The following is an 18,297-nucleotide window of genomic DNA, read 5'->3' as shown; positions in this document are numbered from 1 at the left end:
CCCGCTCCACAACCATAACGCGTGTACGCGCAAACGCGTACATGGGGGGATCGGCGGTACTCTCGAACCATGGCCAGCCGCACCCCAGCCCCCCTCGCACACCCCGACCTGGATGACGTCGACCTGCGCACGGTGCTCAGCGCGCTTTCCGACCCGCTCCGCCTGGAAATGGTCGTCCGGCTGATCAACAGCCCCGGCCTGAGCTGTGGCGGCTTCTTCCCCCACCTCACCGCGTCCGTGCTGACCCGCCACTTCCGGGCCCTGCGCGAGGCCGGGATCATCCGCCAGAGCGATAGCGGCATCCGCCGAGAGAACGTGCTGCGCAAGGACGAGCTCGACCAGCGATTCCCCGGCCTGATCGACCTCATCGTGAAGGAAGCCGACCGGACGCCAATCCAGTCTTCGCAGTGAACAGCCGCACCGGAGGGGCCGCGGTGCCCCCCGGCCCGGGTCGGTGACCGTTGTCGTATCGATCTTGGTGAGCACGAGTGCGATTGCAGGCACTCGGTGATCTTGGGGCCTGTCGCGCACGAATACAGGACCCCTGGTGCAGCTCGAGGTTGTCGAGACCGCAAGCATGCCAGGAGGCCCTGTTGCCGCAGTTGTACGCCCTCGCGCCCGCAGGCTCCAACTCGGCTGCTCGTGAGTGTGATTGCCTCGCTCACCGGTTCGGGAACGCGGCGAACCACCCGCACAGGCAGCCGAAGTACCCGTCGGACATGACGGATGCCGAATGGGCCGTGGTCCGCGATGCGTTGCCGATGCCGGGCTGGCTGGAGGGCCGGGGCGGGCAGCCGGAGGGCTACTGCCACCGGCAGATGGTGGACGCGGTGCGCTACGTGCTCGCGGGCGGCATCACCTGGCGGTCGATACCCGCGGACTTCCCCGCATGGGACCGTGTCTACGCCTTCTTCCGGCGCTGGCGGAACAAGGGCCTGGTCGGCGAGTTCCACGACCGGCTGCGCGACCGGGTCCGCGAGGCGGCAGGCCGGGACCGGGAGCCGACGGCGGGGATCATCGACGCGCAGTCGGTGAAGGCAGCCGCGTCGGTGCCGGCCACGAGCCGGGGCTTCGACGGCGGAAAGAAGGTGAACGGCCGCAAGCGGCACATCGTGGTCGACACCCTCGACCTGCTGCTGACCGTGATGGTCACCGCGGCTTCTGTCACCGACCGCGACGCGGCCCGGACGCTACTGGCCCGGATCCGCGAGCGGCACTGGCACATCACCCTGGTCTGGGCGGACGGCGGCTACACCGGACGCCTGGTCGACCTCGCCCGCGATGTCCTGAGCATCGCGCTGACCGTGATCAAACGCAGCGACGACACCATGGGCTTCACCGTGCTGCCCAAGAGGTGGCTGGTCGAGCGCACGTTCGCGTGGCTGATGCGCTCACGCCGCCTCGCCCGCGACTACGAGGCCCGCACCGACACCTCGGAGGCGATGGTCCGCTGGTCGATGAGCATGGTCATGAGCCGCCGTCTCGCCCGACGAGCAGGCTGAACATTCCCGGGCGCTCCTCGGCGAGCCAACCTCGCGCGACCAGACGCTTCGCCTTCGACCGAACCCCCTCCACCTTCGCCGGAACCGAATCCAAACCGACCGCCACGGCGAGTTGCCGGCAATCCATCGGCTCGCCGCCCGACCCGCTGCCGACGGCCAGGGCGTTCATGAGCTGTAGGTAATCCGGCGCCAGCACCGTCGGGGCGAGCCCTTCCCGCCACGTCGGCACAACCGAACCGGGTGCCGCGGCCGCGACCCGTGCCGGCCGCTCGTCGACTACCTCAGTTGACGGAGCTTTCTCTCCTTCGCGAGGTTCCGCCAGGACCTCGGCCACCGTCTCGCGGGCGATCACGAACCGCTCACATGCTGCCTCCGCCTCCCGCAGCTCGGCCTGAAGGGCGTCCACCCGATGCCGGGCGGCACGTTCACGCTCCTCCAACAACCCCATCACCGACGGCATCTCGGCACCTCCACCGAAGAGACAACACGACACCTCGTCTCTGCCGCCAGACCACCACCCCTATGCCTGAACAGCAGAAACACACCCGCCACTCTCGGAAAGACAACGGCTTCTCAGTAAAGGGCGTTGCACAACTCTCTGACCTGGGCATCTCCCTTATATGGGTGGGGTGTTGAGGCCCGATCGGTTGTGGGTAGAGACGTTCACGGGGCTGCGGTTGACGCAGTTCTCGGTCCTCCTGAAGGTAGTACGGGAGCGAGGTGGCAACGGCACCCTGCGGGGCCGGCCGTGGTCGCTGCCACTGGCTGAGCGGGTGCTTCTGGTCGCCGTGTAGTACCGCACGAACCTGACCATGCGGCAGCTCGGCCCGCTGTTCGGTGTCTCCTCCTCCACCGCGTGCCGGGTCATCCAGCGGCTGGGCCCCCTGCTCACCGTCGAGCCCGTCAGCCGTCCGACGGATGCCGCAGACCGGATGTGGATCGTGGACGGCACCCTGATCCCGATGCGGGACCGCAGTTTGGCGGCCTCCAGTCGCAATTACCGGTTCTCGGCGAACGTGCAGGTCGTCGTGGACGCCGACACCCGGCTGGTGATCGCGGCCGCGCGGCCGGTGCCGGGGACGACCGCGGACGCCCACGCCTGGCGGGCGTCCGGGCTGAGCAGGCACTGCGAGGGTGTAACCGTGCTGGGTGACGGTGCCTATCTCAACTGCGGGATGGCGGTGCCGCACCGCAAACGCCCGGGACGGGCCCTACTGCAGGCCAAGGCCGCTCGTGGAGCGGAACGGGTGGTGTCGACCGGACGCCCGCAGAGAGGCTGAATGGCCTACATAACTCTGGCCTGCGGATTTTCTACCCGGCCGCCGTGGCATCGTAAAGGGACCCGTGATCGGAACGGCCGTCGGGTGTGCGAGCAGGTGAATCGTGAAAGAACCCGTCGTCGACTACCGGGCGGTTTTCCAGGCTCAGCCCGGCGCGGCCGCACTGCTGACCTCCGACCTGGTGTACGTGGACGCCAACGAGGCCCTCCTGTCGATGGCCGGGCTCACCCGCGGGCAAGTCATCGGCCGCCATCTGTTCGACGTCTTCCCTGAGAACCCCAGCGCCCCGGACGCGACCGGGATGCGCAACCTGTACGCCTCCCTGCGCCGCGTCGCAGCCACCAGGCAACGCGACAGCATGGCCCCGCAACGCTACGACGTACAAAACCCCGAGCGCCCAGGAGTTTGGCAGGCGCGGTATTGGAGCACGGTCAACGTTCCCGTCCTTGCCCGGGACGGCACCGTGGCACTGCTACTGAACCGGGTCGAGGAAGTCACCGAACTCGTCAAGACCCGTAGCGATGAGGACCGCGCCCAGGTCCTGGAAGCCGAGCTCTACAGGCGGGCCCTGGAGCTCCAGGAGGTCAACGAAGCTCTACGCAGAACGCACGACCGCGAACACGAAGTCGCCCTGCACCTCCAGAAAGCGATGTTGCCAGAGCCCCGGCAGCTCAGCCACCACCGCGCCGCCGTACGCTACCGGCCCGCAGTCGGTGCCCTGAACGTCTGCGGTGACTGGTACGACCTCGTCGACCTGCCTGGCGGCAACCGTACGGCTGTGGCCGTCGGCGATGTCGTCGGCCACGGACTGCGCGCCGCCGGCATCATGGGCCAACTCCGTAGTGCCCTGTCCGCTACCTCTCATGTCGCCGACGGTCCCGCCCGAGCCCTCGAAGTCCTCGGTCTGTACGCACGCTCCGTCGAGGGTGCGGAGTCCACCACTGCCGTGTCCGTCTTCATCGACTGGACGCGCCACTCCCTCAGCTACAGCAGCGCCGGTCATCTCCCGCCCGCCCTGTGTTATCCCGACGGCACCGTCGTCTTTCTCGACCAGGCCACCGACCCTCCCCTCGGCGCCCGCCCCGAGCACGTCCCCAGACCACAAGCGCACGCGACCTTTCGCGAAGGCTGCGTCCTCGTCCTCTACACCGACGGGCTCGTCGAGCGCCGCCGCGAAGACATCGATATCGGCCTGAGCCGTCTCTCCGACTCCCTCACCCGCCACCACACCACCGACCCGGACGCCCTCGCCGACGCTCTCCTGGCCGACCTGATCCCCCCAACCGGCCTCACCGACGACACAGCGCTGGTCATCGTGCGTCTATGACCCGTCACGCTTCATCCAAAGCCTTCCCACTCGCCCGAAGAATAGGGGCCGCCCACTTCGAGCACACCGTCGCCATCACCGAGTACGCTCGCGCATCCTGCCGCTGTCCTGAGATTCGTGCGCCAGCGTACGTTGCGCCGTCTCTGCGGACGGGACGCAGTGGTGGTGACGGCACCCCGTGCGGCAGCTGCGGGTGCGCAAAGATTTGGAACTCGCAGTGGTACCGCTGTTCGGCGGCCGCAGCACATGAACGACGCGTGCGGCCTTTGATCGCACAGTGCCGTGAGTGCCGACTGCAGGGCCGTAAGGACGCACTCGGCCTTCACGGGCGACGCCGGGGCAGAAGCGGAAAATTTTTCCCTCGTGTTCCGTCACCACTGCTGCACGGTGATCAGCTGCGTACGAATTCGAGGAGATCCTCGTTGAAGATCTCGGCGAACTTGGGGACCATCGCGAGACCGTGCGGTGCGCCCGGGTAGACCTTGTAAATCGAGTCCTTGACGAGCTTCGAGGACTTGTCTCCCGCTGCGATCTTGGGAACGATCTGGTCGTCGTCGCCGTGCACGATAAGGGTGGGCACGTCGATCTTCTTGAGATCCTCAGTGGTGTCCGTCTCGGAGAACGCCTTGATGCAGTCGTAGGCACCCTTGATCCCGACGGTCATACCCCAGAGCCAGAACTCGTCGCGGGTGCCCTGCGTGACGGTCGAGTCGTCACGGTTGGCGCCGTAGAACGCGGCGCTGAGGTCCTGGTAGAACTGCGAACGGTCCGTCTCCACGCCCTTGCGGATCTCGTCGAAGACCTTGAGCGGAAGGCCCTCGGGGTTGGCGTCCGTCTTAAGCATGAGCGGGGGAATCGCGCCGACCAGCACGGCCTTGGCGACGCGTCCGGTGCCGTGCCGGCCCATGTAGCGGGTGACCTCGCCGCCGCCGGTGGAGTGGCCGACCAGGATGACGTCGTGAAGATCCTCGGCTTCGATGACCGCGGCCAGGTCGTCGGCGTACGTGTCGAGGTCGTTGCCCTCCCAGGGCTGGCCGGAGCGTCCGCCACCGCGCCGGTCATGGGCGATGGCGCGGAAGCCGTTGTCCGCCATCACCTTCATCTGAGGGTCCCAGGCGTCGGCGATGAGCGGCCAGCCGTGGGAAAAGACGACGGGCTGGCCCGATCCCCAGTCCTTGTAGAAGATCTGCGTGCCGTCCTTGGCGGTGGCGAAGGGCATGACTGTTTTCCTTTCGAAAATGGTCCGGAGTTCGGCAGGAATCGAATTCAGTTCCCGAATCGGATTTCTCCAACGCCGCAAGCCAGCTTCGGACGTACAGGTGAGCCGACAGACAGGTCAGCAGCGCGGGGCGACCGGAGCGAGCACGTCGCCATCACCCTAACCGAGGGGCACCGCTTCAGCGCGTCGAGGAAACCTGAAATGCGACCGGAACCGTCTATGCGCAGGATGACCACGGTGCGATGCCGATGCAGGTTAGCGGGATAGTTTCATTACCGGGTACAAGGGCCGGCCAGTTCACAGGTCTGCTCGGCCTGCGGATTCCGGGACGGCCCCAAGCCCCTGCACGTCCGCGAGTGGTCGTGCGGCCAGTGCGGCACGGCGCACGACCGAGACCACAACGCAGCCCGCAATGTCCTCCTCGAAGGACGCCGTATCGTTGCCAGCGGACGCACGGAGACGCTAAACGCCTGTGGAGCGCTGGTAAGGCGGGCACACGTGCCCGCGCAGCGCGGTGAAGCAGGAAGCCCCCGAAAGGGTCAGCCGACCCAGGCCGGGATCCCTGGACTTTAGGCCAGGGAGCACGTCAACGTTTTCACCCAGCCAGCCACCGGCTCCACCGAATTGCGCCGCCTGTCCAGCAGCAGACCGCGCAGGTACACCGCGCCCCACCGCGGCTGATCAGCCCGCGCGAACGGCCCGAACATCTTCACCGCGAAACCCTCCAGATCACACCGGACCACACCCAACACACCCGCTCAACAGCACAGGCAATCACGCAGACACCCCACCGGCGAGTGAACCTGACCGAGCTCTACTCGGCGGACGTCGCGTACTCGCCCTCCTCATGCTGCTGACCAGTCTGTGATCCTCGGACCACACCGCCCGGCGGCCGGAAGTAGCCGACGGGCGGTGTGGTCGGGAGGGTTGGGTCAGGGGGTGATTCCCGCGGCGCGTACGACGGTCTGGGTCACGGTGTCGCCCTGGCTGTCGCGGGCCGTCACGCGGAGGGTGAGGTAGTCGGCCGAGGCCGGTGTGTGGAGGGCGACGCCCACCCTGCCGGCCCCCTTGTCGGTGAGGCGGGCGGTGGTCCAGGTGGTGCCGTCGTCATAGGACAGCTGGACCTTGGTGGTGTGCAGCGCGGCGCGGGGTCCGCCGTCGAGGTGGACCGGCGTGACGAACAGGGTTGTGCCGTCGGCCGCCTTGCCGTCGTCAGTGGTGGGCAGGGAGTAGTCGATCTGGATGAGGGGGAGTTGTTCGCTGTCCTCGCCGGTATGCGGGCGGGCCGAGGCGAAGGTCCACTCGGTGCGGGTGGCAATTGAGTAGGGGAAGGCGGCCGTGGGTGTGCGGGTCGCGTCGTGGACGAGGCGGTACGCGCCCTTCTTCGCGGGCACCGTGGTGTTGAGTCCGGCGCCGCCTTCGGCGAGCAGGGTGCCGTCGCGGTAGAGGCGAGTCCGTTCAGTGGTGTCGCCGCTACCGAAGGGATTCCAGTTGACGTGGTCGCCGCCGGAGTCGCCCCAGGCGGGCAGGGTCACGTCGATCTCGTCACCGGTGCGGACCGGCGCGGCGACGCTGCCGTTGATACGGGGGCGTACGACGGGGCCGAACCAGCCGACGTCCGTGGTGCGTCCCGCAGGATAGCGGAGCGGTCCGGACGCGCTGTAAGACAGAGACTGGAGTTCGCCCTCCTCGGCCCAGGAGAAGGAGCTGTCGGCGGTGACGTAGTCGGTGCGGTGCGCGCCGGCGGTGCTGAGCCGGTTGCTTCCGACCTGGTAGGTGGTCCAGGGGTGGATGTCGTAGCGGTTCTCGTACACCTCGCTGCCGGTGGGGTTGCGGAACGACGTTTCCACGCGGGCGAGTTGAGAGGTCCGGGGGGCGTAGACGAGATCGGCGGGTATGCGGTCCTTCCACGTGCGGACGAGGTCGTAGAGGTAGTCGGTGTCGGGCCTTGAGAGCGCCCGCAGCGGAACGCTCCCGGTGGCACTGGCGTCGACGTGGGCGAGGAGCTCCTCGCCCTCGGTGCGGGACAGGCCCGCCACCTCGATGGAGGATTTGATGATCGGCTCGCGCAGCCGTCCGTCGAGGTCGTTGACGAACAGCAGCAGCTTGACACCGGCCTTCTGCGCGGCCCTGATCTGGTTGTCGGCGGTGTCCTCGTCGTCGGAGTCCCAGGGGACGACGGCCGCCTTTCCGGCCGCGTCCACGCCCTCGTAGTCGTCCGGCAAGCCCTCACCGGGGTGGATGAGGTCGAGGTCGTAGTCGTCCTCGGGGAGCTTGGCCGAACCCGGCATGATCCACAGGTCGTCGAGGTTCTGTCCCCCCGAGGAGAGGGACAGCAGTGGCTCCTGGTCGCGCCAGCGGGCGGTCAGGTACTGCTCGCCGTCAAGAACGCGCGGAGTGGGCGCCGTCCACAAGCTGTCCCAGCCGTCGCCGATCAGGGTGCTGTCGACGACGGAGGTGCCGTCGTCGAACGCGCGGTAGTAGTCCAGGCGTTGGGAGAACGTCTCGGTCCTCTTCGGCGTGACCGCGGAGATCTTTCGCAGCTTCGTGCCATTGAAGACCAGGTCGGTGGCACCGGTGATGTCGACCTGCGGCAGAACCATGCGGGCGTATCCGGCCGAGGCCGCCCCGTGGGTGCCTTCGACCCGGAAGTCCGCGTAGACGGTGTAGCGGCCGGGTGGCAGGAGCTGGTCGGACTGCCCGCCGTCGAAGATGTAGTAGCCCGCGTACTCATCGCCTTCGCGGAAGAAGGTGAGGGCGCCGTAGGCGGGTTCGCCGGCGCGTCCGGTGATTGTGCTGCGTACGTGGAGAAGCTGCTGGCGGGTGCTGACGCCGAGCAGGGTACGGGTGAGCACCCTGCCGTCGGCGGACGCCGTCAGCCGGCCGGTCCAGCGCTGGAGTTCGCCGGCCGTGCGCAGGTCGGTGGTGACGGTGACGCTCGCCGTGCCGTGCGCGGGCACCTCCAGACGGTCGTTGGAGACGCCGAAGACGCCCGCGGGTACGCCGGGCGCGTCCACGGCGAGGGCCACGGTGACGGCCCGGCCGCCGGTGTTGGTCCAGGTCGCGGTCTTCTCGACGGTTCCCGTGACGTCGCTGGGCGAGTGGATGCCCGCGTCGAGGGTGCCGGTCGCGGTGAGGGTCGCCGTCGCTGCCGCCGCGGCGTCGACACGGCCGTTGCCGCCGTCGTCAGCGGAGATGTCCGCAGTGGCCTTGGCAGTGCTGACCAGGGCGTTCTTGATACGGCTGCCGCTCCAGTCCGGGTGGGCGGCGGCCACCAGGGCGGCGACGCCCGCGACGTGCGGGGTGGCCATCGAGGTGCCACTCAGACTGATGTAGGGCCCGGAACCCTCGCTGAAGTACTGCGAGCGGGCGGCCAGGATGCCGACACCGGGCGCCGTGATCTCCGGCTTGATGGCGTCATCGCCGTAGCGCGGGCCCCGGCTGGAGAAGTCGGCGATGGCATCGGTGGAGTCGACCGCGCCGACGGTCAGGGCGGCATCGGCCGTGCCAGGAGACCTGACGGTCTGCGCGCCGGGGCCGTCGTTGCCCGCGGCGATGGTGAACAGAGCGCCGGTCTCGGCGCTGAGTACGTCCACGGCCTGCGCGAGGACCGTCTGGCCGTCCGCGTTCTCGCTGCTGCCCAGGCTCATGCTGATGACGCGGGCGTGGACGTCGCGGGCGGCCCACTCCATGCCCGCGAGGATCCACGAGTCGTATCCCACGCCCTCGTCGGCCAGGACCTTCCCGACGTGCAGGTTCACGCCGGGCGCGACGCCCTTCTCCTTGCCACCGGAGGCCGTGCCGCTGCCGGCGATGGTGGACGCCACGTGCGTGCCGTGGCCGTTGCGATCGGTGACGTCCTGTCCGGGGACGAAGCTGGCACTGTCCTCGACGGCCTCCTTGAGGTCCGGGTGGTCAGGGTCGTAGCCCGTGTCGAGGACGGCCACGTCGACACCCTGTCCGGTGTTGCCGCCCTGCCAGACCTCGGGCGCGCCGATCTGGGCGACCGAGTCGGCCAGGGTGGCCTCGACACGGCCGTCGAGCCAGAGCTTGGCGACGCCGCCCGTGAAGGCTCCCTCACCAGCTGTCTGCCCGGAGGACACGGTGGGACGGATCGCGGTGAGTTTCTTCCACAGGGCACCTGAGGCGTCGCGGTCCTCGGCGAGCGCGACCCCGTTGACACTGGTGAGAGGACGGACGTCCGTGGCGTCACCGGGCAGGGCGGCGGCGCGCTTGCGCAGCGTGGCTGCGGGGGCGTCCGTTCCGCCGTACGTGACGATGAGCGGCAGCCGTTTTCGCGAGGCGTCGTCGTAGCCGTCGGCCACCAGCCGGGTGATGTCGAAGAGCCGTTCGTCCAAGGCGCCGGAGGCCAGGTACGGGCGCGCGGAGTCGGGATAGACGTAGGTGTCTCCACCGACGGTCAGCACCCGGGCGCCGGTGGGTTCGCCGTCGGCTCCCTGCACGGTGAGGGTGCCGGGCCCGACGCCCGCGCCGGGGATGACGGAGACCTTATCGCCCGTGATCAGGGTGACGACGGTCGTGGCAACGTTGTCGGAGGCGCGGGCGGTGGTGCCGCTCCGCGGTGTGTCTGCGAAGGCGGTCAGCTGCGGGGTCGCCGCCGTGACCAGGAGGGCTGCCGCGACGACGAGCGAGCGGCGCCTTCTTCGGGACTTTCGGTGTGTCAAAGGATTCCCTCGACTTGGATGGATGTTCAGGCCGACGGGAATCTATGCGTCCGATGTGGATCTCGGGAAGCCCCCGACAGCATTGGCAGCATCTTGGCAACAGCCTTGAAATGTAGTGCAGTTGCTCATACCGCCGCCCGCCGCTCTGGGAGCCGTTCACCGCCGTGACGGTCGTTGCGGCCGGCCACTTCACCTGTCGTCTCACGCTGGGATGAGGCTTCGTGCGCTGCGTGACACCGACGAAGCTGAACGTCGCAGGTGGTGTGCCACCCGTGCCGGACGAGACGGTCCTCATCGCCCGACCTGTGGTCGTTGTTGCGCCGTTGACATGCTCCTCGCCCCGAAGGGTGAGGATTCTGGCCTTCTCGGTTGGTTGCTGTGCCGCTACGCGGCACGGTTTCCGGTCGAGAATCCGTGGCTTCCTGTTTCTTCACGCTGTGCCAGAACAGGTTCTGGTCTTACCGCAGGCCGATGCCGCCAGCCCGGCGGCCTGTTTGACGTTGAGTGCGGCGTTGTGGTCCCGGTCGTGGACCGTGCCGCAGGCAGCGCAGGTCCACTCCCGGACGGACAGAGGTTGGGCATCCCTGACAGCGGAGGAACGGGCAGCCTTCAGGCCGGGGTGAAGCGAATCTGCTGGTGTGACGCGGCCCAGCGCCGGGCGAGCAGCGTGAACCAGCGCGCGGACATGCAGATCAGACGCGCACATCTATTCAAGGAGTTGAAATGAAAACGCCGGAAGCCAAGGCGGACTCGCGTGCCCATCCTCGATGGAGTCGGGCGCTGTTCGCTATTAGCGGCACTGCCGTCGTCCTGCTCGGCGTCACGGGATGCCAGCCAGGAGCAGTATTCACCGTCGATAACAAGACATCCGAAGCGCTCAGACTTTATACGAGCGTCTCCTCGCCTACCAGTTCCAAACCTGACGTGCGTCAGCTGATGGGTGTCGGACCGGGTAAGGATTCCGGCCCTGACATCAACAATATCCCCGGCCTGTATAGCAACAACTGCAGTAAAGACGTCAGCCTCATCGCCATCGGAGCCACCTCAGGCAAGAGGTACGTCTACGGCCCGCCCGTGTGCAAGGGCAAGACCTGGACCATCGACGACTCCACCCCCACTGCCCCGAGCACCGGTCAGTAGTACGCCAGAGCAGGAAGTCGTCAGTAGCGCCACTCAGAGCTTGTGGCGGCGCGGGAGCAGGCCGTGCAGCCATGTCACCGCTCTTCGGCGATGTCTCGTCGGACCTCAATGATCGGCAGCAACTGGCGTGGGGTGGGGCCGGAAGGCGTGGGGACGTCCTTGAGACGCTCGACGAGCCGTTCCAGGGCGGCGTGGCCGTCCTCGACGGCTGCTTGCTCTTCGTCGGTGAGCGGGATCGTGGCCCGCATGCGCTGGAGGTTGTCCTTCGCCTCCAGGAGCTGGGCCTTGCTGGACTTCTTGGGCGTGTAGAAGTCGCAGCGGGCGCAGGCCATGCGGTGCGGGCACTGCTCGAAGAACGTGTACGTGCAGTAGCCGTGCCCCAGCTCGAGTTCGAGCCCAGAGCGACAACCCCAACAGCGTGATCAGGACGACGCGTTAATCATCTGCAAGCTCTTAGCCAAGTTGACTCGGGTTGCGCAGGCCACGAACTGGCTCGTACAGCGGAAGTCGGCGGGTTCGCAGGCGTTTCGCGGTGCCGTTGCCTCTCTCTGCGAGCTGATCAAGAATCTCAAGTCCCTGTGTGGAGATCCGATGCGCGGAAGTGAATCTTCGCCGTTCCCGGAGAAGGCCGTGCAGCCGTATGAGGGAGGCGTAGAACTGCTCCGTGTCGGATCTGCGTTTCCTGTCGGTGCTGCGGTCCTCGGGGAACTCGAGCAGCGCACGAATGCTTAGGGTGAACGCTTCGTCCGCCAGCGGCACCGCGCTGTCCCAGTCCTCCATCGCCGCGTATGTGTCGGCAAGGTACCCGAGCCCTCGCAGCAGTTCGGCCGCACGGACGTCAGCCGCATGTGCGGTATCCGCTGTTCTACGCAGGTCGACGCACTCCGCCAGCATCGGGAGCGCATCGGAGTACAGGCCTGCGGCGGCGAGGGCGAGGCCGGCACCCGCCAGTGTTCCCGACAGGTCGCTGTCCGCGTCCGTGCCGGGCTGCCCACGAAGCCGCCGCGCGGTGTTCACGGCTTGGCAGGCCGTCTCCTTGACCCTGCGCTCGGCCCCAGCCATGGAATAGAGGCGCGCCGCGTTGATGTACGCGCCCGCGAGGTCCTGGCCGTAGCGGCGGAAGTCCGATGCGGCGAGACGCTGGACGATGGAGAGGCGTTCAGCTTCGGCGATCAGGGCTCGCTGCCGGAGCCCCGCCGAGACCAGCCTCGAAGCCAGCGCGGCAAGAGCACTCGCCACGTGGCGCCACCGGGTTCCATGCTCCTTCTCCGCCAGCTCTCTGAAGATGGCCACCCCTTCCTCGGTCGGATTGACAGCTCCGAAGGCATAACCGGCCGAGCTCAGACGGGATCCGAGCACGATGAGCGCCCTGGCCCGCGCCGCTTCGTTCTCGGACGTCGGGTCCAGTTCCGCGATCCTTTGGCGCAGACGAACGATCTCCTTCTGTGTGTCGACGATCTCTTCCCGGATCATCCCGTGGCCGAGGCTTGTTTCTGCGACCAGCGTCGCGCTCAACTCCGGTCCGTAGCTTGGGAAATCGACGTCAAGCAATGAGCGGCAGAGGGACTCCGCGTCCCGCAACGCGTCCATCGCCTGGGTCTCCCTGCCCAGCTTCTTGAGGTTGGACGCCAGCGCCCGCAAGGCCCCGACCTTCTCGGCTTCGGGGCGTTCTCCGGTGGCGGCGGCTTCCATGCGTGCTTGGTGAAGGGTTTCGAGGGCTGTGATCAGCTGGTCACCATCGACGTACGGACGCAATACAGTGAACGACTCCTGCATCTTCTGAGCGGCCTGAGCCCGTGTCCGGGGATCGTCGATCTCTTCCAGCCTTCGTAGCAGGGCCAACTGAGCGGTGGCATACCTCTTGGCGTCCTCGCCCCTGCCCAGGACGGCGCTCAACCTCGACAGCTTCGGAAGCGTGTCGGCAAGCATCCCGATGCGCCACGCGGGATCCTCGCCGGAGTCGGCCTCGACGATCTCCCTCGCCTCATCGAGGATGCCGATCGAGTCCCACTCCCGCGCGCCGTCCTTGAGCCGTTCGGCAGTCTGCAGGAGTTGCTCCGCCAGCAGGCGCGTCGGCGGCGGACCTCCCGCCGTGGCATTTTCGCGTACGGCCGAGAGCGCCTCGACGCTGGTGTCGGCGGCCTCGGAACGGCGGCCGATCTTGGACAACCGAATCGCCAACCGGTTCAGCAGGTCGGCGACGGACGGACCGTCGCTCTCCCTGGCAGAGTCGATCGCCTTCCGCCACAACGTGATCCCGGCGTCCTGCAGTACCACGCTGCGCACGGGGATGGACTCCGCCAGTTCCAACATCGCCGCACGGTCGTGGGCGTCGCCTTCGCTCATCCCCGCCGTGACCTTGAGGAACACGTCCTGCAGAGGCCCCTCGGAACGCTCGACGACGGAAACCAGCGAGCGCAGCATGCCCACTGGTGCGCTGCGCAGAACCTGTTCGATGAAGACGATCAATCGTGTGTCACCGGTGCAGGCACGATCCAGGATGAGCCACGCCCGCTCTGCCGATTCCGGGGGCACGATGGCCAGCGATTCGAGCATCGTGGGGCAGTCGACGAGTGTGTCCGAAACCAACTGCTCGAGCAGCAGGTCGGGTTGGAGGATCTCTGTGTCGTAGGCAACCCCTGTCGTGTCCGCCGTGGGGAAGAAGCTCAACGCCCAGCGCGCCACTGTATGCAACCGTTCCGCGGACGCGTCGGCGAGATCCGGGATGGTCCTAAGCAACTGAGCGGTGTGGACCTCCTTCTGAGCCCCGAACAGGGCCACCGACGTCACCACGCGTCTGAGCAGTTCGTCGTCGATGGACAGACCGGCTGCCGCCGAACTGCGGCTCCAGTACGAGGACTCACGGTCGAGCACACTCCGCACGATGACCCGGCGCGTGTCTTCGTCCCCGACGCCGTGGCGGACCGTGCTGTCGTTGTCCAGTACCTGCAGCAGGGCCGACATGTGCAGCACGAGGATGGGCTGCGTCCCCATCTGCGGCATTCGCGCCGCGGACACAGAGGCAGCGGCACCGAGCCGGGCGGCGAAGGCGGCAGCGGCAGAGGCGTGGGCGTCGCGGCGGGCTTCCCGGGTCACGACGAGCGGGGCGAGGTCTGCCTGCACCACCGGGATGTGACTGGCCGCCTCCCGGATCCGACGTGACCACGTCTTACGGTTGCGTGCGAGAACCAGCAGACGGGTGGGAGGCGCTGTCCCCTCGGGTGCGTCCAGTCGGCTCAGCAACTCATGCAGGCCGGTATGAGTGTCCCCGTAGTCCAGCACGGCCAGTACCGGATCGCCTCGTTCCCTCAGCCGGTCCAGGACCTTCGGGCTGCCGTCACCCGACAGAAACCCCGCAGTCCAGCCCTGCCGCGCCATGGCGTCGCACAGCTCGGCCGCCAGGCGCGTCTTGCCTGCCCCGGCCTGGCCGGCCAGCAACCGGACCGCCGCCTGTTCCCCCGACGTGCACCATGCCATCAGCTCATCGAGTTCGGACTTCCGCCCCAAGAACGGCACGACTCCGTACTCAGGCCGCAGCAGCACGCTGGGTCGAACGTCACGCGAGGTCGTGAGCGACCGATACGCGGACCTGAACTCCGCTCCGGTCTGGGCGTACAGGGCATCCTGCCGAACGGCGAACCACCGCTCGTGCTGGACTCCCGCAGGCTCTTTCGCGGGCCATATGTGTCCGACGAAGGCGTCGAGGGCACGCCCGACGGGAACAGCCCAGCCGCCGAGATCGGACTGCGCGTCACGGGTGCGGGTCAGCATGGCGCACACTCGTCCAGTGCGCTCGTTCAGTACGGGGGCTCCGCTCATCCCGCCGGAGATGCGGCCGTCCCGCAACTGTAGGCGCCAGGCGTCTTCCCTGGTGTCGTCGCCGTCATCCTCGCCGTCTGCCCAATCGGTGTCCAGGAAGCCACCCTCGTACCGCAGCGACGCGGGAATGAGACGCGGCCGTCCTCTGCGCTCGAAGGTATCCGCCCATCCGGCCGTGTACAGCCGATCAGGTTCCGGATACAGCACGGGCTCGGCGTCCTGGCACGAGACCCAGGGGTGGTCGTCGGCCGCGAAGCCGAGCAGCGCCGCGTCGGGGAACGGGTAAGGATCGGTTATCCGGTCCTGCTTCGGCTCGCACCGGCACTGCTCGACGCTCAGTCGGCGGTCGCGTAGTCGCAGAGTGATCCGGTCCGGCTGTCCGGCCGCCACCGCGACGACGTGTGCGCATGTCAGCGCGCGGCCCGGCGCCACGAAGAAGGCGGTGCCGCGCGGTGATCCATCGACCAGCACCTGAGCTGTGCATTCGGCGAGCAGTCGGTGCAGCCCTCTTGGGCCGCCTTCTCTCACGGTCATTTTTCAGTCCCACCAGCCGTTACTCGGCCGGAGCCTCCCAGCCGAGGCGCACCGTGAACGCCGCGGTCCCTCCGGCCTTCGTGATCAGGCCGAGCAGCTTGCCGCCCTCCACCGTGAGTGAGAGCCCGAACTCCACCTCGACCGTGTCGGGTGTCGCATTGCGGACGGCTTCTCGCACCATGTCCGCCACCCCGGAGAGCGCGTCCTGAACGGCGTCGAAGCGGAACACGTCCGCGAAGCCGACATCCTGCGCGCCGCCCCCCGCCTCCGTGACCGCGTGTACCTTGACCACTGCACCGTTCGGCAGCGTCGCGTCCACCAAGGCCAGTGCGTCGTCCTGCATGTAGGCTCCCCGTCCGCGTGTCAGAGAGGCCATGGTAGTTGCGGACGGGGGCCCGTCGGCTAGCGCATGTCTCTTTGATGGATTGGTGAGTTGATCGGATGTGCGTGTCCGATTAGTGATCACCGATGCGATGTGGGACCGGATCGAGCCGCTGATGCCAGCGGATCCGGTCCGCAGGTGGTGATGGGCCGACCACCGACGCACTCTTGAGGCCATCGCGTGGAAGTATCGCACCAACTCGCCCTGGCGGGACCTTCCCGACGAGCTCGGCTCGTTCCGGACCGCTCACAAGAGGCTGATCAGATGGGCCTTGACGGCACGTGGGAGATGCTCCTCGCCGCCGTCCTGGCGGCGGCGGACACCGACGACGACATCGACTGGACGGTGTCGGTGGACTCCACGGTCGTCCGGGCCCACCAGCACGCCGCCGGAGCACTCAAAAGGGGGCGGTCCATTTCCGCGAGCTCGCCGATCACGCGCTCGGACGCTCCCGCGGCGGGCTGAGCGCCAAGGTCCACTTGGCCTCAGACGGCCGCGTACGGCCCCTCGCCTTCACCGGCACCGCAGGCCAGGCAGGCGATGCACCCGCCTTCGAGACAGTGAAGTCCCGCATTCGCGTGCCCCGAAGTGGGCCGGACAGGCCACGGACCCTACCTCTCCTTGTCCTGGCCGACCGCGCGTACTCATCCCGCGCCATCCGCAGCCACCTGCGACGCCGGGCCATCCGTGCCGTCATCCCACAGCCCTCCGAACAAGTCGGCCACCGCCTGCGGCGAGGCCGACTCGGCGGCCGTCCGCCCGGATTCGACGCGGATGCCTACAAGCAGCGCAACACCGTCGAGCGGCACATCAACCGCCTCAAACAGTGGCGCGGCCTGGCCACACGAACCGACAAACTCGCGATCGCCTACCAGGCCGCACTCCACCTCGCGGGCATCCTCATCTGGACCCGCCGCTGACCAAAGAGACAGAACCTAAAGAGTGTTGCAGAAGGCCGTGTTTTGGCAGGCCAGAGGGCGATCATGGCTGTTCTGATCACGTGGCCAGGGCGAGGTTGTGCCTGTGGGCGACAGCTTGGACTGCGTGGTGGAGGCCGCCGCCGTGCTGTCGGCAATCGCGGAGGATCTTGTAGTTCTTCAGCCGGCCGATCGCATGCGCGACCCGCGCACGGACCCGGCGATGCTCCGCGTTGTCGGCTTCCTCGCCGGCCAGGAGGGCCCGGCCGGGTCGTTTGCGGTGCGGGACGACCAGGCCGGTGTTGATGTAGGCGCCGTCGCCGAGCACGGTGACGCCCTGGCACTGCTGCCGCAGACCGGAGTCACGCCATACATGGGCGTCGGCCCTGTTGCCCGGATCCGGGCGGGCGGTGGCTACGACCGGGCGGGTGTCCGCATCGATGATGACCTGCACGTTCACGGAGAACCGGTAGTTGCGGCTCGAGGCGCCGACCTTGCGGTCACGGAACGGGACCAGCGTGCCGTCCACGATCCACAGCCGGTCCGCGGCATCAACGGGCCGTGCGGCCGGCTCGAGTGCAAGGAGGGGCCGCAGCCGCTGGATGACCCTGCACACCGTGGCAGGCGGAAACCCCGAAGAGCGGCGCGAGCTGCCGCATGGTGAGGTTCGTGCGGTAGTAGACAGCCACCAGCAGCACCCGGTCGGCCAGCGGCAGACACCACGGCCTCCCGATGCGCGGCCCGCCGCCACCCCGCTCCCGCACCACCTTCACCAACCGCTCGAACTGCCTCATCCGCAGCCCCGTGAACGTCTCCATCCACAACGGATCAGCCGTCAACACCCCACGCATACAAGGGAAATGCCCTGCTCACGGCCTTCTGCAACACGCTTTAGTCGAGGCCGAGCAGGGCGGGATTCTTTCGGTGGTGGGGGGTGTGGCCCGGGCGTTTCCCTGGTTGTGTGGTGGCGCCCGGGCCGTGCCCGGGTGGCAGTGTCACCCGGCTTGGTGTGTGAAGCGGTTGGGCAAGATGCGGTTTAGTAGACGGTGGGCGCGGGGAGCCAGGGGTTGGTGGTCGTGCCCATGGCGCGCAGCAGCTGGGCGCGCCCGGTGGGGCTGGCGTTGTCTGATCCGACCGTGAAGCCCGCCTCCGTGGGGTGGGTGTTCCAGCGGCCCTGGACAATCAGCCAGGAGGTGCGCTGCGGGACGGCGAACGTCTGGCAGGTTCCTTCCGGCACGTTCTGGGTCACTCCCGAGACGCCGTCGTCGTCGGTGCGGAAGACGATGTAGGAGGCGTAGTTGCCGTTCGAGCACAGCTCGACGTGGCCCGTGCCGATCGTGGCGGAAGCGTTGGTGGAGGCAGCCATTACGGCGGCGAGCGCAAGCCCGACGCCGGCTGCGCCCAGTGCAGTGCGCCGGGTCTTGTTCGACGATGTCATGTGAACTTCCATTCTGGTTTGCGGGCGTCAGATGTGACGCCGGAGGCAGAGGCA

Annotated in this window: 13 protein-coding genes and 4 pseudogenes; 7 read left to right on the top strand and 10 right to left on the bottom strand. The window is 67.8% G+C overall.

The genetic code is table 11. The annotated features are described in order from the left end of the window. The first annotated feature begins 69 nt into the window (after window positions 1-69). A complete protein-coding gene (locus tag ACZ5K7_RS45035; RefSeq protein ID WP_390984630.1) occupies window positions 70-411 on the top strand; it encodes an ArsR/SmtB family transcription factor in 342 nt (113 codons plus the stop codon). A gap of 308 nt (window positions 412-719) precedes the next feature. Further along, on the top strand, window positions 720-1,502 hold the full coding sequence (locus tag ACZ5K7_RS45030) for an IS5 family transposase (protein ID WP_468923758.1): 783 nt from the start codon (window positions 720-722) through the stop codon (window positions 1,500-1,502). On the opposite strand, the gene ACZ5K7_RS45025 is transcribed toward ACZ5K7_RS45030, so the two are convergent. Beyond that, the gene (locus tag ACZ5K7_RS45025; protein WP_468923755.1) at window positions 1,468-1,962 is read right to left on the bottom strand and encodes a hypothetical protein; all 495 of its coding nucleotides are present in this window, start codon (window positions 1,960-1,962) and stop codon (window positions 1,468-1,470) included. The two genes, ACZ5K7_RS45030 and ACZ5K7_RS45025, sit on opposite strands and share 35 nt — an antisense overlap. A gap of 160 nt (window positions 1,963-2,122) precedes the next feature. Between ACZ5K7_RS45025 and ACZ5K7_RS45020 the strand changes: the two are divergent. After that, window positions 2,123-2,746 (top strand): annotated as a pseudogene (locus ACZ5K7_RS45020) (transposase family protein); the annotation flags it as partial. A 139-nt stretch (window positions 2,747-2,885) separates the two neighbouring features. After that, on the top strand, window positions 2,886-4,109 hold the full coding sequence (locus tag ACZ5K7_RS45015; RefSeq protein WP_468923752.1) for a PP2C family protein-serine/threonine phosphatase: 1,224 nt from the start codon (window positions 2,886-2,888) through the stop codon (window positions 4,107-4,109). Window positions 4,110-4,500: 391 nt separating this feature from the next. Here ACZ5K7_RS45015 and ACZ5K7_RS45010 read toward each other — a convergent pair whose 3' ends face one another. After that, complete coding sequence (locus ACZ5K7_RS45010) at window positions 4,501-5,328, bottom strand: alpha/beta fold hydrolase (protein ID WP_468923749.1); 828 nt, start codon at window positions 5,326-5,328, stop codon at window positions 4,501-4,503. A 303-nt stretch (window positions 5,329-5,631) separates the two neighbouring features. Between ACZ5K7_RS45010 and ACZ5K7_RS45005 the strand changes: the two are divergent. Continuing rightward, window positions 5,632-5,901 (top strand): annotated as a pseudogene (locus ACZ5K7_RS45005) (zinc ribbon domain-containing protein); the annotation flags it as partial. On the opposite strand, the gene ACZ5K7_RS45000 reads toward ACZ5K7_RS45005, so the two are convergent. From ACZ5K7_RS45000 to ACZ5K7_RS44990, 3 genes are all read right to left on the bottom strand, one after another. Beyond that, entirely contained in the window at window positions 5,898-6,035 is a 138-nt protein-coding gene (locus tag ACZ5K7_RS45000) for a transposase (protein WP_468923843.1), read from the bottom strand. The pseudogene ACZ5K7_RS45005 and the gene ACZ5K7_RS45000 sit on opposite strands and share 4 nt — an antisense overlap. Before the next feature lie 225 nt (window positions 6,036-6,260). Continuing rightward, window positions 6,261-10,013 carry a S8 family serine peptidase gene (locus tag ACZ5K7_RS44995; RefSeq protein WP_468923746.1) on the bottom strand — a complete coding sequence of 1,251 codons (3,753 nt, stop codon included), beginning with the start codon at window positions 10,011-10,013 and terminating at the stop codon, window positions 6,261-6,263. Window positions 10,014-10,443: 430 nt separating this feature from the next. Continuing rightward, window positions 10,444-10,719, bottom strand: a complete 276-nt coding sequence (locus ACZ5K7_RS44990) for a zinc ribbon domain-containing protein (RefSeq protein ID WP_468923743.1) — start codon at window positions 10,717-10,719, stop codon at window positions 10,444-10,446. A gap of 17 nt (window positions 10,720-10,736) precedes the next feature. On the opposite strand from ACZ5K7_RS44990, the gene ACZ5K7_RS44985 reads away from it, so the two are divergent. Then, complete coding sequence (locus ACZ5K7_RS44985; protein WP_468923740.1) at window positions 10,737-11,153, top strand: hypothetical protein; 417 nt, start codon at window positions 10,737-10,739, stop codon at window positions 11,151-11,153. A 74-nt stretch (window positions 11,154-11,227) separates the two neighbouring features. On the opposite strand, the gene ACZ5K7_RS44980 is transcribed toward ACZ5K7_RS44985, so the two are convergent. From ACZ5K7_RS44980 to ACZ5K7_RS44970, 3 genes are all read right to left on the bottom strand, one after another. Then, window positions 11,228-11,485, bottom strand: coding sequence for a hypothetical protein (locus ACZ5K7_RS44980; RefSeq protein WP_468923737.1), 258 nt, complete (start codon window positions 11,483-11,485; stop codon window positions 11,228-11,230). A 121-nt stretch (window positions 11,486-11,606) separates the two neighbouring features. Beyond that, window positions 11,607-15,506, bottom strand: coding sequence for a trypsin-like peptidase domain-containing protein (locus ACZ5K7_RS44975; protein WP_468923734.1), 3,900 nt, complete (start codon window positions 15,504-15,506; stop codon window positions 11,607-11,609). A 19-nt stretch (window positions 15,507-15,525) separates the two neighbouring features. Further along, window positions 15,526-15,849, bottom strand: coding sequence for a CU044_2847 family protein (locus ACZ5K7_RS44970; RefSeq protein ID WP_468923731.1), 324 nt, complete (start codon window positions 15,847-15,849; stop codon window positions 15,526-15,528). A 100-nt stretch (window positions 15,850-15,949) separates the two neighbouring features. Between ACZ5K7_RS44970 and ACZ5K7_RS44965 the strand changes: the two are divergent. Further along, a pseudogene (locus ACZ5K7_RS44965) lies at window positions 15,950-16,808 on the top strand (IS5 family transposase). Window positions 16,809-16,884: 76 nt separating this feature from the next. Here the strand turns inward: ACZ5K7_RS44965 and ACZ5K7_RS44960 are convergent. Continuing rightward, a pseudogene (locus tag ACZ5K7_RS44960) lies at window positions 16,885-17,656 on the bottom strand (transposase family protein). A 185-nt stretch (window positions 17,657-17,841) separates the two neighbouring features. Continuing rightward, complete coding sequence (locus ACZ5K7_RS44955) at window positions 17,842-18,243, bottom strand: hypothetical protein (protein WP_468923728.1); 402 nt, start codon at window positions 18,241-18,243, stop codon at window positions 17,842-17,844. Window positions 18,244-18,297: the final 54 nt, after the last annotated feature.

Source organism: Streptomyces sp. NPDC031497 (assembly GCF_055580905.1).
Note: the sequence above shows the minus strand (reverse complement) of the source record. Positions and strands in the feature narration are given on the sequence as shown.